This is a genomic window from Dactylosporangium vinaceum (assembly GCF_019904175.1).
Lineage (GTDB): Bacteria > Actinomycetota > Actinomycetes > Mycobacteriales > Micromonosporaceae > Dactylosporangium > Dactylosporangium vinaceum.
In genome coordinates, this window is the sequence record NZ_CP061913.1 from 4816721 (window position 1) to 4831793 (window position 15073).

At 71.8% G+C, this 15073-nt stretch carries 14 protein-coding genes; 11 read left to right on the top strand and 3 right to left on the bottom strand.

The annotated features are described in order from the left end of the window. Positions 1-5 precede the first annotated feature (5 nt). From Dvina_RS21485 to Dvina_RS21505, 5 genes are read left to right on the top strand one after another with little or no spacing between them, the layout of a single operon-like run. Positions 6-1064: an acyl-CoA dehydrogenase family protein gene (locus tag Dvina_RS21485; protein ID WP_223104249.1), complete on the top strand. Its 1059-nt coding sequence runs from the start codon at positions 6-8 to the stop codon at positions 1062-1064. Next, positions 1061-1903 carry an enoyl-CoA hydratase gene (locus Dvina_RS21490; protein WP_223104250.1) on the top strand — a complete coding sequence of 281 codons (843 nt, stop codon included), beginning with the start codon at positions 1061-1063 and terminating at the stop codon, positions 1901-1903. The genes Dvina_RS21485 and Dvina_RS21490 overlap by 4 nt, the downstream gene beginning before the upstream one ends. Then, complete coding sequence (locus Dvina_RS21495; protein ID WP_223104251.1) at positions 1900-2625, top strand: SDR family NAD(P)-dependent oxidoreductase; 726 nt, start codon at positions 1900-1902, stop codon at positions 2623-2625. The genes Dvina_RS21490 and Dvina_RS21495 overlap by 4 nt, the downstream gene beginning before the upstream one ends. Further along, on the top strand, positions 2618-4081 hold the full coding sequence (locus Dvina_RS21500) for a class I adenylate-forming enzyme family protein (RefSeq protein ID WP_223104252.1): 1464 nt from the start codon (positions 2618-2620) through the stop codon (positions 4079-4081). Before Dvina_RS21495 ends, Dvina_RS21500 begins: the two co-directional genes overlap by 8 nt. A gap of 44 nt (positions 4082-4125) precedes the next feature. After that, positions 4126-4587, top strand: coding sequence for a peroxiredoxin (locus Dvina_RS21505; protein WP_223104253.1), 462 nt, complete (start codon positions 4126-4128; stop codon positions 4585-4587). On the opposite strand, the gene Dvina_RS21510 is transcribed toward Dvina_RS21505, so the two are convergent. Further along, a complete protein-coding gene (locus Dvina_RS21510; RefSeq protein WP_223104254.1) occupies positions 4565-6334 on the bottom strand; it encodes a class I adenylate-forming enzyme family protein in 1770 nt (589 codons plus the stop codon). The two genes, Dvina_RS21505 and Dvina_RS21510, sit on opposite strands and share 23 nt — an antisense overlap. A gap of 138 nt (positions 6335-6472) precedes the next feature. Here Dvina_RS21510 and Dvina_RS21515 point away from each other — a divergent pair, with 138 nt between their 5' ends. Beyond that, the gene (locus Dvina_RS21515; protein ID WP_223104255.1) at positions 6473-7045 is read left to right on the top strand and encodes a thioesterase family protein; all 573 of its coding nucleotides are present in this window, start codon (positions 6473-6475) and stop codon (positions 7043-7045) included. A gap of 350 nt (positions 7046-7395) precedes the next feature. Beyond that, complete coding sequence (locus tag Dvina_RS21520) at positions 7396-8319, top strand: phosphotransferase family protein (RefSeq protein ID WP_223104256.1); 924 nt, start codon at positions 7396-7398, stop codon at positions 8317-8319. Between the two features lie 93 nt (positions 8320-8412). On the opposite strand, the gene Dvina_RS21525 is transcribed toward Dvina_RS21520, so the two are convergent. Continuing rightward, the gene (locus Dvina_RS21525) at positions 8413-9822 is read right to left on the bottom strand and encodes a class I adenylate-forming enzyme family protein (RefSeq protein ID WP_223104257.1); all 1410 of its coding nucleotides are present in this window, start codon (positions 9820-9822) and stop codon (positions 8413-8415) included. Positions 9823-10156: 334 nt separating this feature from the next. Further along, the gene (locus Dvina_RS21530; RefSeq protein ID WP_223104258.1) at positions 10157-11455 is read right to left on the bottom strand and encodes a zinc-dependent alcohol dehydrogenase; all 1299 of its coding nucleotides are present in this window, start codon (positions 11453-11455) and stop codon (positions 10157-10159) included. Positions 11456-11568: 113 nt separating this feature from the next. On the opposite strand from Dvina_RS21530, the gene Dvina_RS21535 reads away from it, so the two are divergent. The 4 genes from Dvina_RS21535 to Dvina_RS21550 all read left to right on the top strand — a co-directional run bounded on the left by Dvina_RS21535 (position 11569) and on the right by Dvina_RS21550 (position 14963). Beyond that, positions 11569-12120 carry a 2-oxoacid:ferredoxin oxidoreductase subunit gamma family protein gene (locus Dvina_RS21535; protein ID WP_223104259.1) on the top strand — a complete coding sequence of 184 codons (552 nt, stop codon included), beginning with the start codon at positions 11569-11571 and terminating at the stop codon, positions 12118-12120. Between the two features lie 28 nt (positions 12121-12148). Next, positions 12149-13207, top strand: coding sequence for a hypothetical protein (locus Dvina_RS21540; RefSeq protein ID WP_223104260.1), 1059 nt, complete (start codon positions 12149-12151; stop codon positions 13205-13207). Between the two features lie 68 nt (positions 13208-13275). Next, positions 13276-14259: a thiamine pyrophosphate-dependent enzyme gene (locus Dvina_RS21545; protein ID WP_223104261.1), complete on the top strand. Its 984-nt coding sequence runs from the start codon at positions 13276-13278 to the stop codon at positions 14257-14259. Then, positions 14256-14963, top strand: coding sequence for a GntR family transcriptional regulator (locus tag Dvina_RS21550; protein ID WP_223104262.1), 708 nt, complete (start codon positions 14256-14258; stop codon positions 14961-14963). Before Dvina_RS21545 ends, Dvina_RS21550 begins: the two co-directional genes overlap by 4 nt. Positions 14964-15073 lie beyond the last annotated feature (110 nt).

Here is a 15073-nt window from a genome sequence, read left to right on the forward strand (position 1 = left end):
GTTCCATGCACTTCGCGCCGACCGACGAGCAGCTCGCCCTCGCCGACGCCGTCCGTGCACCGCTCGCCGCGGGGGACTGGGAGGCACTGGCCGAGATCGGCGTGTTCGCCGCGTTCACCGAGCTCGGACTGGCCGAGACGGATCTTGTCGGGGTCCTCGAAGCGGCCGGCTACGCGGCGATCGCCGAGCCGTTCTCCGCCACCGCGTTCGTCGCCGCGCCGCTGCTCGCCGCGATCGGCGACGCGCGGGGGACCGACGGTTCACGCATCGCGCTCGCCGGGCCGCACGGGCTTGCACCGTTCGGCGCGAAAGCGGACTGGATCCTGCACCTCGATGAGCGAACTGCGCGTTTGGGTGCGGCGGCCGGCGCGTCGGTGTCCGCGGTGGACAATTCGCTCAGCCTCGCCTACTCGACCGGCGCCGATATGCTCACCGACGACGTCGCACTTGTGCGCATCGCGCATCTGCGGGCCGGGATCGCGCTCGCCGCCGAGCTCGTCGGGGTCGGGCGGCGGATGCTCGACCTGACCGTTGCGTACGTCAAGCAGCGCCGGCAGTTCGGCGTGCCCGTCGGCAGCTTCCAGGCGGTCAAGCACCAGCTCGCCGACGTCCTGCTCGGCCTCGAGTTCGCCGGGCCCGAAGTGCTCGCGGCCGCGTGGGCGGTCGAGCACGACAGGGCCGCTCGGCACGCCGTGCATGCTCATCCGACCGCGGACGCTCGGCACGCCGTGCATGCTCATCCGACCGCGGCCGCTCGGCAAACCGGGCACTCTCGCCCGACCGCGGACGCTCGGCAAGCTGCGGACGATACGTGGCACGGCGGGGGCGGACGGCCGGGCGTGGACGCGCAGCAGGCCGTCGACGCCGCCGTCGTGCTCGCGGCCGAGGCGTCCCACCGGGCCGGGCGGGTTGCCGTGCAGTGTCACGGTGCGATCGGGTACACGGTGGAGTACGAGCTGCACCGGTACCTCAAACGCGGCTGGGCCCTGGAAGCCCTCGCCGACACCGGGCGGCGCCTGGACCGGCTCGCCGCATCCCTCGACCTTCCGGGAGAGCGTCCATGAGCGACGATGACGTCGTCCTGTACCGCACCGACGGGCCCGTCGCCGTCGTCACCATGCATCGGCCGCAGTACCGCAACGCCCAGAACTCGGCCATGACGTACGCGCTCGACGACGCCTTCTCGCGCGCCGCCGCCGACGACGACGTCAAGGTGATCGTGCTGGCCGGCGCCGGTGAGCACTTCTCGGCCGGGCACGACATCGGCACGCCGGGCCGCGACATCGACACGAGCTTCGAGCGCCGGGCCGGCCTGTGGTGGGACCACGTCGGCAAGGAGGGCGCGGAGAGCCGTTACGCACGAGAATCCGAGGTGTATCTCGGGATGTGCCGGCGGTGGCGCGAACTGCCCAAGCCGACCATCGCGATGGTGCAGGGTGCGTGCATCGCCGGTGGGCTCATGCTCGCGTGGTGCTGCGACCTGGTCGTCGCGGCCGACAACGCGTTCTTCGCCGATCCCGTGGTGCGGATGGGCATTCCCGGCGTCGAGTACTTCGCGCACCCATGGGTGATGGGGCCGCGGTACGCCAAGGAGTTCCTCTTCCTCGGCGAGCGTGTCCACGCCGACCGGGCGCTCGCGCTGGGCATGGTGAACCGGGTCGTGCCGCGCGGCGAGCTCGAAACGTCCACCATGGACATCGCCAATCGGATCGCGGCCATGCCGCGGCTCGGGCTGGCGCTCACGAAGAAGGCGGTCAACCAGGCGGAGGACCTGATGGGTCTGCGCGCCGGGATGGACTCCGTGTTCGGGCTGCACCATGTCGCCCACGCGCACAACGCCGAAGTGGGCAAGGACTCCCTGGCCGGGCTCGACGCGCGCTCGATGCGCGACCGCTCGTCATGAGGTACGCCGGCAGCGTCGCCCTGGTGACCGGGGGCGCCTCGGGCATCGGCGCGGCCACCGTCCGCCGCCTGCTGCGCGAAGGTGCCCGGGTCGCCGCGCTCGATCTGGCCGCGGTCAAGGAGTCGACCGACGACGTGCTGCCGCTGCACTGCGACGTGCGCGACGAGACCGCGGTGGAGGACGCGGTCGGGGCGGCCGTGGCCTGGGGCGGCCGGCTCGACCTGGTCGCCAACGTGGCCGGCGTCGCCTCGTACCAGCACACGACCGAGGTGGCCCTGGCCGAGTGGGACCGCATCATCGGCATCAACCTGACCGGCACGTTCCTGGTGTCGCGGGCCGCGCTGCCGTTCCTGGTCGCCACCCGTGGCGCGATCGTCAACGTCGCCTCGCTCGCCGGGGTGCGCGGGTGGCGGTACAGCGCCGCGTATTCGGCGGCGAAGGGCGGGGTCGTCGCCCTGACCCGGTCCCTGGCCGTGGAGATGGCGCCCGACGGTGTGCGGGTCTCGTGCGTCTGCCCCGGATCCGTGGACACGCCGCTGCGGGCCGGGCTGCGGGCAGTACCAAATCCGCATCCTCGTCTTGACGGGATCGGCGGTGCGCTCATCGATCCGCCGGTCGCCGATCCGGCCGAGGTCGCGGCCGCCATCGCTTATCTGGGCTCGGCCGAGGCGCGGTTCGCGACGGGTGCCGTGCTGCGACTCGACGGGGGAGCGGGTGTCTGAGGAGACGATCGCCCAGTATGTGGCGGGCCACGATCCGGCGGCGGTGGCGTTTCATGCACCGGAGGGAACGTTCACGTGGGGCGAGTACGACGACCTGTCTGCACGGCTCGCACAGTCCTATGTGGACGCAGGGTTCGCGCCGGGTGACCGGCTGGCCGTGCTGCTGACCGGTGGTGCACTGACGCACATCGCCTACCTGGCCGCGCAGAAGGCCGGGCTCGTCACGGTCGGCATCGGGCCGCGGGCCGGCGACGCGGAGATCACGCATCTGCTGCGCAAGACGGGCGCGGCTCTGGCCACCCGTGCGCTGCATCGGGGCCGTCCCGGCACGGACATCGCCGCACGGTGCGGTGCCGTCCGGCACGTCGTGCTGGACCTCGACGACCTGCCCGCCGCGGGCTGGACCGGGGCCGGTCTGCGCGCCGATGACGTGTTCTTCCTCAACTCGACCTCGGGCACCACCGGGCTGCCCAAGGTGGTCCGGCAGACGCTCGCCAACCGCAGGTACTTCGGCCCGCTCGCCCACGCCGCCGGTCGTATGGGCCCCAACGAGGTGTTCGCCAGCGTGCTGCCCGCGCCGTACGGGTTCGGGCTGTGGAGTGCGCACGTGGTGCCCGCGATGTACGGCTACCCGACGGTCCTCACCGCCGAGTTCGACGCGGCCGAGACGCTGCGGCTCATCGAACGGCACCGGGTGACCGTGCTGTGCGCCGTGACCGCACAGTTCATCATGCTGCTCAACAGCCCCGAGTTCGCCCGCGCCGACCTGTCGTCACTGCGCGTCATGTTCACCGGCGGCGAGCGGGTGCCGCTGGCCCGGGCCCGTGAGTTCGAGGAGCGCACGGGCTGCGCGGTGCTGCAGTTCTACGGGTCCAACGAGGCCGGTCCGATCTCGGTGACCACAGTGGACGATCCGGTCGAGCGCCGGCTGACCACCGCCGGGCGCCCGATCCCCGAGATGCGGCTGCGCCTGACCGCCGAGGGCCAGATCTCGGTCAACGGTCCCGGGTGCACGCCCGGGTACCTCGACGACGACGCCGCCAACGCCGCGCTGTTCCGCCCGGACGGCTGGCTGCTCACCGGCGACGTCGGCGCCGTCGACGCGGCCGGATACCTGTCCATCACCGGCCGCATCGCCGACTTCATCATCCGTGGCGGGCACAACGTGAGCGCTCTCGTCGTCGAGGAGGCCGTCGCGAGCCATCCGGCGGTGGCCGCGGTCGCGGTGGTCGCCGCGCCCGACGCGGTGCTCGGTGAGCGCGCGTGTGCGTTCGTGGTGTTGCGCACACCGCTCACGCTTGACGATCTGCGTGCACATTTGGACACGGGCGGAGTGAGCAAACAGAACTGGCCCGAGCACCTCGTCGAACTGCCCGATCTTCCCTTGGGTACCGGTGGCAAGGTGGACAAGGCCGCGCTGAGAGCCGACGCGGCCCGGCGTTTCGGATCTGGCTGAGCGCCTGGCAGTATTGATCACGACGCCTGGGAGAGGAACCCGCTATGAACGTCGGCGACGTGGTCGAGGACTTCGAACTGCCGGATGAGACCGGCACCGCGCGCAAGCTCAGCACCCTGCTGGAGGACGGGCCGGTCGTGCTGTTCTTCTACCCGGCCGCGATGACCGCCGGCTGCACCAAAGAGGCGTGCCACTTCCGCGACATGGCCGGTGAGCTGCGCGCGGCCGGCGGCCAGCCGGTCGGGATCAGCGGCGATGAGATCGCGAAGCAGGCCGAGTTCGCGAACAAGCACAGCCTCGGCTACCCACTCCTGGCCGACCCGGCCGGCACGGTGCGTGAGCAGTTCGGCGTCAAGGGCGGCCTCGGCGGCCTCACCCCGACCAAGCGCACCACGTTCGTGATCGACACCGACCGGCGTGTCCTGGCCGTGGTGAAGAGCGAGATCCGCATGGACGTCCACGCGGACAAGGCCCTTGTCGCGCTCAGGAGCCGGACGACCCCGTAGCGGCGCCGGCGACCGCGCGGAGGCGGTCGCGGAGCTGCGATTTGGCGACCTTGCCGCCGGAGCCGCGCGGCAGGTCGTCGACGATCTCCAGGCGCTCCGGCCAGTTCTCCCGGGACACGCCGCGGGCGTCGAGGTGGGCGCGCAGATCGTGCAGGTCGAGCGTGGCCGCCTCGCGCAGCACGACGAACGCGCACACCCGCTCGCCGAACGTCGGGTCGGGCACCGCGACCGCCGCCACCATCGCCACCGCCGGGTGGGTGCCGACCTGGTCCTCGACGGCGGCCGCGCTGATGTTCTTGCCGCCGCGGATGATGAAGTCGGACTTGCGGTCCACAACGCGCAGGTAGCCGTCCGCGTCAATGGTGCAGATGTCGCCGGTCAGCATCCAGCCGTCCGGTGTGAACAGCTTGTCGTTGGCCTCCGGGTCGGCGAAGTACCCGAGGCACGTCGCCGGGCCCGCGCACGCCGCCTGGCCCGGGCCGCCCACGGCGGTCACGTCGGTGCCGTCCTCCGCGAACAGCCGGACCTGCATCTCGTCGATGACCTTCCCGGCGGTGCGCAGGCGCTGCTCGACCGTGTCGGTGACGGACGTGCGCGACAGCGCGCCGGTCTCGTTCGAGCCGAAGAACTGCAGCACCTTGGCGCCGGTGCGCCGCTCGAACTCGGCCGCCCGCTCGAACGGCACCGCCTCACCACCGGTGAACATGCACCGCAGCGACGACAGGTCGACCTCGTCGAGGACGGGCGAGTTCAGCATCATGATGAACTGCGTGCTCACACAGCAGACGACTGTCACCCGCTCGCGCTCGATGAGCCGCAGCGCCTCGTCGGCGCTGAACCGGGGCATGACGACCGTCGGCGCGCCCAGCAACGTCGGCGTGAAGTTGGCGGTCCACTGCGCGAACCCGTACGGCGCCGGGATGAGCGTCAGGAACACCTCGTCGGTGCGGAGGTCGCCGCACTCGACAGCGAGTTCGTGGTAGTAGAACCAGCGGTTCTGGTTGTGCACCACGCACTTGGGCATCCCGGTCGTGCCCGACGTCGAGTTGAGCAGGTGGATGTCGCCGAGGCCGAGCTGCCGCCCGTGAAGCGTTGCGTCGCCGTCGGTGTGCGAATGCGGTTGGTCGGGCCCGCCGTCGGTGTCCGAACGCGCAATGTCGGGTCCGCCGTCGGTGTGCGAATGTGCAGGTTTGCCGCTGTCGTTACTCGGGTGGGCAGGCGCGTTTGCGGCACTGCTGCTGGTGTGCGCGTCCATGATGCTGCCCGGGCCGAGGACGATGTGCGTGTCGATGCCCAGGCCGTCGATCAGGCCGGCGACCGGCTCCCCACGGTGTTCGTTCAGGCTGACCAAGGCCGTTGCGCCGCCGACCGTGAGCAGGTGACGGACCTCGAGACGGGCGGCGCGGGGGCCGATCGCGACAACGACGACGCCGGCCTTCATCGCGGCCAGGTAGGCGACGTGTACCTCGACGCCGTCCGGCAACAGCACGCCGACCCGGGCGCCTTTCGCCAGGCCGGACTGCACGAGCTGCTGCGCGAACGCGGTTGACCAGGCGTCGAAGTCGCGCCATGTCATGCGGTCGGCGCCGGCGATGAAAGCCAGGCCGTCCGGGTGCTCGCGCGCGTGGCGGCGGACGACGTCCGGCAGTGTTTCCGCACCCCATCGGCCGACGTCGGCCAGGCGGTCCGCGACATACCGTTCGTGAACGCTGCCGGCCGCCGGTGCCGTGCCGGGTGGGAAGTGCACGAGCCGACCCCTCTCGCCTCTACCAAACAAGCGCTTGGTTGTGCCATTCTGTGTCGGTCGGAGAGACGGTGTCAAGGCGGGAGCGCGCGCGTGGACGACATCTGGCTGGTGCCGATCGGTGAGCCCCTCGACCTCGCCGTGTCGGCGGGGCTGCCACCGGTACCGCTGCCGGACCAGTGCCACGTCGAGCAGCTCATCTGGCACGGCGACGCGCTCACCGGCGAGTTGCGCGCCCACGTGACGGCGCGCAGTGCGAACACGGTCACTGTGCGCATCGTGCACGGCGCACGCCTCGTCGCGGATGTGCGAATCCGTCGTGGGCCGGTGCGCACTGCGCGAACGCACACATTGCTGCGTCGGGAGCCGGAGACGGGCACGGCGCTGACCCGGCTGTTCCCGGTCACCAAGGACGTGACCACCGACCATGTCCCGGACGCCGATCCGGTCCTGAGCACCCCGTCGATCATCGCGTTCATGGAGGACACGGCGGCGGACATCCTGCGTGCGGTGTTCGCGCCGGGCACGGCGTCGCTCGGCACGTGGATCGGGGTGCGACACAGCGGGCCGGCCACGATCGGGCAGACCGTGACCGTGACGGCCGTGCTCGCGGATGTGCGTGGACGGCGGTACCTGTTCGATGTGCACGCGCACGTGGACGGGCGCGAAATCGGCGACGGGCAGGTGGCGCAAACGCTCATCGGGCGGCCATGACCCATATGTCGGCGTGCACGACGTGAAACCTGGATCGTGGACGAACTGAATCTGGAGCGCGCACGCCCGACATTCGGAGCGCGCACGCCCGACATCGAAAGCGTGCACGCCCGAGATGCGGAGCGTGCACAGCTCGACATCGAAAGCGCGCACGACCGGATGTCCAGTGTGCGGTCCCGACATCTACCGCCAGCCGTGCCAGGTAGCGGTGCAATGGCGGCGCCGATGCGTTGCACGGCTCGACATCCGGCCGCGCACAACCCGACATGCGAGGTGTGCGCGACCAGACACCTGCGGCGTGCGCGATCGGACATGGGAGGCGGGCACGAACCGGCGTCTACGATGCTCGGGTGACGATCGGACTCGATGCGGTGCGCGCGGCGCTGCTGGAGGCGTGCCCGGGACTGCGGGTCGATGACATCCGGCCGCTGGAGGGCGGGTACACCAGCCGCCAGTGGGTCGCCGACACCGACGAGGGGCAGCTGCTGGCCAAGCACCCGGTGCGCAGCCCCGACCCCGAGCACATGCGCCGGCTCATCGCCGCGACCCGGCACGCCGCCGACGGGGCCGTGCCGGTTGTGCGGTTCCGGGCGTTCCAGCCGCACGCCGTAGCGCTCGGCGGGCCGCTGCTCGTGCAGGAGTTCCAGGCCGGCACGCCCGCGGACCAGGCGTGGGACGGGCTCGACGACCGGGAGCGGCGGGCGTTCGCGGCTGAGCTCGGCACGATCGTCGCGCGCATCCACACCTGCTACGGGCCGTGGTTCGGGGACGTGCTCGGGCGTGAGCGGTACGACGACGTTCGCGCGTTCCTGCACGCGCGAGTGGACAACCAGGTCGGCAAGGCCGGCCCCACGCTGCCGGCCGGGCTGATCGAGCGGGCCGGCCGGGCGCTGCACGCCGCCGTCGACATCGTGGTGCCCGAGGACGAGCACCCGGCGCTGCTGCACGGGGACCTGTGGCTGCCCAACATCCTGGTCCGCAACGGGCACATCCGGTGCATCCTCGACTTCGAGCACGGCCGGTGGGGTGACCGGTTCATGGACTTCGCCAAGCTGTACGAGCACATCTTCGACGGGTACCCGGACGGGCTCGTGCCGTTCCTGGAGGCGTACGACCTTCAGGCGGGACTGCCGGCCGACTGGGAGGACCGGGTCCGGTTCGGCAACGCGCTGCACTCGCTGAGCACGGCCGTGTACTTCGCACGGTGGAATCCGGAGTACGTGCCGCAGTACCTGGGCGAGCTGGAGACCTGGCTGGCCACCCCGGCCGACTGAGCAACGGCACGGGGCGAGCCGACCGGGCAGGCGGGCGGGCCGCCACGCGTCGGTGGGCCGCCGGGCCGACGCGCGCAGGAACGCTACGACACCTCAGTCGCCGGACACTAGCGCGCGCAGGCGGGTGCGCTGGATCTGCCCGGTCGCGGGCGTGCGCGGGATCGCGTCGACGACGGACACCCGGCGCGGCTGCTTGAACGACGCCAGGCGGCCGGCGACGTGCGCGCGGACGTCGGCGACCGTGGGCGGTTCGGCGCCGGGCGGCACGACGAGGACCGCGCAGACCACCTCGCCCCAGCGGGCGTCCGGGACGCCGACGACGGCCAGGTCCAGAACGCCGGGCAGGCCGCGCAGCGCGTGCTCGACCTCGGCCGGGCCGACCGACTCGCCGCCGGTGCGGATGACCTCGCGGGTGCGGCCGGTCAGGTACAGGTAGCCGTCGTCGTCGATCCGGCCGACGTCGCCGGAGCGGTACACGCCGTCCAGAGGTTCGGCGCCGAGGTATCCGTGCATCAGCGCCGGGCCGCTCGTGCACACCTCGCCGCCGTCGCCGAGCCACAGCGCGTTCGGCGTGGCCGGCCGGCCGACGCTGCCGGGGCGCTGGGCCAGTTCCCAGTCGTGCAGGGCGGCCATGCGCCCGGCCTCGGTCGAGCCGTACAGGATCGAGGTCGTGGTGCCGGGCAGCCGCGCCTTGATCCGCTCCACGAGGTCGCCGGCGACGGTTGACGTGCCGGTGTCGGCGTGCTGCAGCGAGCGCAGGTCGGCGTGGCGATGCTCGGGGTCGAGCAGGCGCTCCCAGACGGCCGGGATGCAGTACAGCGCCGATGGCCGGCGCCGTTCGACGACGGCGATCATGTCGGCGGCGTCGGCCCGGCGGACCAGGTGCACGGCCGTGCGGTGCTGCCACGCCTCCATGACATAGTGCCAGCCGCCATAGTGGTACAGCGGGAACGTGCATACCACCCCGCCGTCACCGCGCAGCCCGGTCGTGAACGTGCCACCGCCCGGGGCCGCACGCAGCCAGCTGGCGCGGTGGCTGACCAGGGCACCCTTGGGTGCGCCCGTGCTGCCGCTGGTCAGGTACAGGATGTGCGGGTCGCCGTCGTGCAGCGGCACGCGGGCGAATCCGGGGGCGCCGCCGTCCAGGGTGGACGGGTGCAGTACCGCCGCCGAGAAGTCCACATCGGACAGCACGACCTTTGGGTCCACATAGGATCGGATCCGGTCGCGCTCCTCAGCCGGCAGGCCGGGGTTGACGGGTGCGAACACGGCGCCGACACGGGCGCACGCGACGAACACCTCGACCGAGCGCAGTGTCGGGTGCGCGCACCACAGCACGGTGTCGCCCCGCCCGGCGCCGAGCCCGGCCAGCGCGTTGGCGGCCCGGTCGGCGCGCACATCGAGCTCCCGGAACGTCAGCTCGTCGGGGCCGAGGGTGGCCGCGGTCGCGTGCGGCACGGTGAGGGCCGCGGCCGTCACGATGTCACCGATGAGCAGGCTCACGCCGGCACCCCCGTTCTGCTGCCACACCGCCGATGTACTGGAACACCGGAATCTCGCCGGCGCGCCGGCGTCTCACCGCGACACGGGCGCTCTGCTGCGGCAGCGGCCTGTTGCTGCGGCAGCGGCCTGTTGCCGCGACGCCGACGCTGTGCTGCGGCACCGGTGCTCGGTTCGGGCACCGCGTCTCGCCGGCGCATCAGCGTTGGCCCGAGCGCTGCGTCTGGCTGGGGCAATGCGGAGTCTGGCCGGGGTGTCGGCGTCTGGCTGAGGCGGCGGCCTGAGCGGGAACCGCCGGACTGCTGGATGGCGGCCACGTCGTTTGGTGCCACACCGCTCATGCCCGATTCCAGTCGAAGAGGTCCACCTGGGCCGGCCCGAGAGCGCTGTATCTGCCCTTGTACCGCGTGATCTCCAACGCCTCCGGCAGCGCCTCGACACCGGCCAGGCGGTGGCTGATCAGCCCCTGCAGGTCGACGTCACCGCGCTGCACCAGACGCAGTGCGTGCTCGAACACGGTGCTGCCGGGCGCGTAGCCGCCGGCGCCCGAGCGCGGGTGCAGCAGCGACACTGAGCGTTCGCGCAGGCGGGCGAGCGGTGCCGGTGCGTGATCGGACAGCACGGACACCATCACGACCGTGCCGCCGCGCCGGGCGCACCGCACAGCCTGCTCGAACTCACCTGCACATTCGAACACCACGTCCGCGCCGATGCCGTCAGTTGCGTCCATGACGTGCGCGACGATGTCGTCTGCTGTCGCATCGAGCACAAGATCAGCACCTGCTCGCTTCGCGAGTGCACGCTTGGCGGCGCTGCGGCCGGTGACGATGATGAGGCCCGCGTTGCCGTGCCGGGCGACCTGCGTGTGCAGCACACCCATGACGCCGGCTCCGATGACGAGCACCGTGTCGCCAGGCTTGACGGCGGCGATCGCGTGGCCGTGGATTGCGCCGGCCAGGGGCTGCACGGCGGCGGCGTGCGCGGCGGGCACGCCGTCGGGCACGCGCACGACGGTCCGGGCCGCAACGACGACCCGCTCGGCGAACGCGCCCGGGCCGGTGAAGCCGAGGACCTCCGGGGAGCGGCAGGCGTCCGGGCGGGCGCGGCGGCAGGCGGCGCACTGCCCGCAGGTGGCGGTCTCGACTGCGGTGACCCGATCGCCGACCGCAAGGCCGGAGTCGGGCCGACCGCCGGCCGGAGCAGATGTCGGAAACGCCGCGACCAGGGGCGTTCGAGTGGCCAGGTCCAGCTGTGAGGGGTAGCCGGCTGAGGAAGTGCCTGCCGAAGGCGCGCCCGGTGCAGGGGCGCCGAGTGCCGGGCTGACTGACGCGGGAGTACGCGACGGAGGGATGCGGGACGGGGGAGTACGCGGCGAAGGAGGGCGGGGCACGACGCCGGGGCCGAGGGCGGTGATCACGCCGGCGAACTCGTGGCCGCCGAACCGGGTCGGGCCGGCCGCGAGGCGCTCGGCCAGGACGGTGTGCATGGCGATCGGCTCGCCCGCCAGCAGCATGCATTCCGTGACGCTCGGCTGGACGCAGGCCACGTCGATGACGACCTCGCCGGGTCCGGGGACCGGGTCGGGGACGTCCTCGACGGCTGCGTCGCCGAAGCCGCGCAGGACCAGTGCCCGCATTCGCGACCTCCCTTGACGCTCGGATTAGATTTTGTATTTAATATTCAAACCACGTCAAGATTCGGACCGCGCCAAGGTCGGCGACGCGGAGGCCGAGGTCGGCAAGGAGGGGCATGGAACGCGAAGTGCTCGTCACGGGCGTCGGGGGACAGGGGATCCAGCTGCTCGCCAAGACGCTCGCCCTGGCCGCGACCCGGGAAGGCCGCTACGCCATGCTCGCGGCCGACTACGGCGGTGAGATGCGCGGCGGGCCGTCCAAGGCCGGCGTCGTCATCGGCGACGCCCCGCTCATGGCGCTGCCCATCCTGCCCTCGGCCTGGTCGGCGATCTTCGCCCACCACCGGCACAGCGAGGGCGTCGAGGACCGGCTGCGGACCGGGGCCCTGGTCCTGGCCAACACGCCGCTTGTCGACCCCGGCACGTTCCGGGCCGACCTGCGGGTGTTCGCCATCGACGCGATGGCCCGGGCGAAGGGCGCCGAGGCGCCGAACGCGTCCGGGTTCGTGCTGCTCGGGGCGTACAACGCGCTGACCGGGCTTGTCCGCGCCGGTTCGCTGGTGTCGGCGATGGAAGAGCTGCTCCCGCCGTACCGCAAACAGCACGCGGCCGCCAACGCACGAGCCCTGGAAGCGGGCGCTCAGGCCCTCGAAGGAGTCGCGGCATGACCCACACACCCCGGGAAGGGAGCGCCGCATGACGCTTGAGCTGCTCGAAGGGACCGCGGCGATGGCCGAGGCCGCGATCGTCGCCGGCTGCCGGTTCTTCACCGGGTACCCGATGTCGCCGTTCACGGGACTTCTGGAGGAGATGTCGCGGCGGCTGCCCAAGGCCGGCGGGGTCTGCCTCAACGCGGAGAGTGAGATCGAGGGCGTCAACATGACGCTCGGTGCCGCCGCGGCCGGCGCGCGGGCGGCGACCGGGTCGTGCGGGCAGGGGATCGCGCTCATGCAGGAGGCGATCGCCGAGGCCGCGCTCAACGAGACCCCGTTCGTCGTGTTCAACCTGGCCCGCAACCAGCAGGACTACTTCCAGGCGACCCGCGGCGGCGGCTGGGGCGACTACCGCACCATCACCCTCGCACCGAAGGACATCCCCGAGGCCGTCGAGCACACCCAGCTGCTGTTCCACCTGGCCGACAAGCACCGGGCGCCGGTCGTGCTCTACGGCGATCCACTGCTGGCCCAGACCCGGGTCGGCGTTGAGATCGAGCGCCGCGACTTCGGCGAGCTGCCCGCGAAGGACTGGGCGCTCGACGGTACGGGCGGCGGCACCGGGCACAGCCGCCAGATCTGGACCTGGGCCATGGGCAAGGCCACCGCCCCCGGACTGGGGCCGGACGGGCACTGGCGGGCGATCGCCGAGAAGTTCGACCGCATCGGCGCGCTCGAGCAGCGGCACGAGGAGCGCGACCCGGGCGCCGAGACGATGGTCGTCGCGTTCGGGTCGGCGGCCAAGTTCGTCGAGCACGTCACGGCCGAACTGCGCGCGGAGGGGCACGACATCGGCTGGTTCCGGCCGATCACGCTGTGGCCGTTCCCGGGCGACGCGCTCACCGCGGCCACCCGCGGCGCGAAGAACGTGCTCGTCTTCGAGCTCAACGGTGGGCAGATGCTCGACGATGTGCGCATACACGCGCACGATCGCTCAGCCGTGCGGTTCATCGGCGGGGTGAGCATCGCCGAGTCCGGCCTGTCGTACGGCCCGCTCCTGGACGCCCCCGTCCTGCGCCGCCGCATCCTGGAGGCCCTGTGACCACGGACGACGCTGTAACCACGGACGACGCTGCTTCGACGGGCGATGCAGTGACCAGGCATGACGCCGTGACAACGAGCGACGCTGTCACCACGAACAGCGCTGCGACGATGAACGGTGCTGTCACCACAACCGGCGCCGCGACGACGAGCAGTGCTGTCACCACAACCGGAGCCGCGACGACGAGCGGCGGTGTCACCACGAACAGCGTTGTGACCACGAGCGGCGCTGCGAGGGCGAGCGGCGCCGTCGCCGCGGACGATGCTGCGACGACGAGCGGCGCTGTGGCCACGATCGACACCTCACGGCCGCCGGTCCGGCCGGCGAAGACGGCGGCTGCGGCGAAGCCGAACCTGATCCTCGGCGAGCACTCGCTGTGCCCCGGCTGCGGCGAACCGGTCGCGCTGCGCATTCTGCTCGAGGTGCTGCAGGACCTGGACATCGTGCAGCGCACCATCGGGGTTGTCGGGCACGGCTGCTACGGCAGCTTCGTGCGCATCATGGACGTCGACGTGCTGCAGTGTCTGCACGGTCGTGCACCGGCGTGCGCGACAGGCATCAAACGTGTGCGGCCCGGCGTCGCGGTGTTCACGCTGCAGGGCGACGGCGACATGGCGAACGAGGGGCTGCAGGAGGTCCTGCACGCGGCTGCGCGCGGTGAGAACATCACGTGCGTGATGCTCAACAACGGCGTGTTCGGCGACACCGGCGGACAGCAGACGGCGACGACAGTGCTCGGCCAGCGGACGAAAACGAGCATCGACGGGCGTGACCCCGAGACGCACGGCTACCCGATCCCGGTGGCCGACCTGGTCGCCGGGCTGGACGGCGTCGGCTATGTGGCTCGCGGTGCGGTCTCCACGGCGGGCGCGGTACTGCAGACCAAGCGCATGATCCGCAAAGCCTTCGAGACCCAGCTCAACCGCGGCGGCTTCTCGCTCGTCGAGATCCTCACCATGTGCCCGACCGGCTGGTTCGTCCCCACCGCGGAAGGGCCCGAATACCAGCAGGACACCATGGAGCAGCGGTACAAACTGGGCGAGCTGGTATGAAACTGGAGCGCGCGAACACCAGCGAGGCCGTCGCCGCCTACGTGCTCGGCCGCCTGTTCTCCGGCGAACTGCGCAGCGGGCAGCGCCTCGACCTCGACGCCATCGCCGAGGAGCTCGGGGTCAGCCGGGTCCCCGTCCGCGAGGGCCTCATCCAGCTCGAACGCGACGGACTCGTCGAACGTGCACACTACAAACGCGCGTTCGTGAGCGATTTCGACGACGCGACCGTGCGCGAGGCGTTCGAGTTGTACGGCATGCTCAGCGCGCTCACCAACCGGCGCGTCGCCCGCCGCCGCGACCCCGCGGTGCTCGAGGCGCTCGGCAAGCTCGACGAGTCGCTGGCCGGCTGCGACGACCCGGACGAGTTCGAGGCGCTGGCCCGCGAGTTCCGCCGGGTCGTCAACGTCGCCGGCGCCGGCAACCACCTGCGTGCACTGCTGCGCACGTTCTCCGGCCTGGTGCCGGTCGCCGCCCGGTTCGCGATTGACGATTCGCTCACCGACGAACGCGCGGCTCTGCACGCCGAGTACATCGCGCTGCGCGATCGCTCACCGGCCGCGGCCGGCGCGGCGGCCCTCGCGCACATCCGCCTGACCGCTGACAACGCCATCGCGGCCCTGCATCGCCGCGGGGTCTTCCCGGTCGTCACGCCGGGCGACGACTGGGACGACGTCGCCGAAGTCGTGGATGAGAGCGACGCATGACGCGCGCATCGGCCGCGCAAGTGTGCACATGAGGTGCACCGGCCGGGTGGCTGGGCGTGGCGGTGTGCGAGTTGGGCATGACGTGCATCACCCCGAGTCGGCGAGCGCAC

Bases quoted from the DNA above. Each gene is read 5' to 3' on its own strand.
- Dvina_RS21485 (WP_223104249.1), top strand. From the start codon at position 6: ATGCACTTCGCGCCGACCGACGAGCAGCTCGCCCTCGCCGACGCCGTC.
- Dvina_RS21490 (WP_223104250.1), top strand. From the start codon at position 1,061: ATGAGCGACGATGACGTCGTCCTGTACCGCACCGACGGGCCCGTCGCC.
- Dvina_RS21495 (WP_223104251.1), top strand. From the start codon at position 1,900: ATGAGGTACGCCGGCAGCGTCGCCCTGGTGACCGGGGGCGCCTCGGGC.
- Dvina_RS21505 (WP_223104253.1), top strand. From the start codon at position 4,126: ATGAACGTCGGCGACGTGGTCGAGGACTTCGAACTGCCGGATGAGACC.
- Dvina_RS21530 (WP_223104258.1), bottom strand. From the start codon at position 11,455: ATGCGGGCACTGGTCCTGCGCGGCTTCGGCGACGCAGCCGTCGAGGAC.
- Dvina_RS21535 (WP_223104259.1), top strand. From the start codon at position 11,569: ATGGAACGCGAAGTGCTCGTCACGGGCGTCGGGGGACAGGGGATCCAG.
- Dvina_RS21540 (WP_223104260.1), top strand. From the start codon at position 12,149: ATGACGCTTGAGCTGCTCGAAGGGACCGCGGCGATGGCCGAGGCCGCG.
- Dvina_RS21550 (WP_223104262.1), top strand. From the start codon at position 14,256: ATGAAACTGGAGCGCGCGAACACCAGCGAGGCCGTCGCCGCCTACGTG.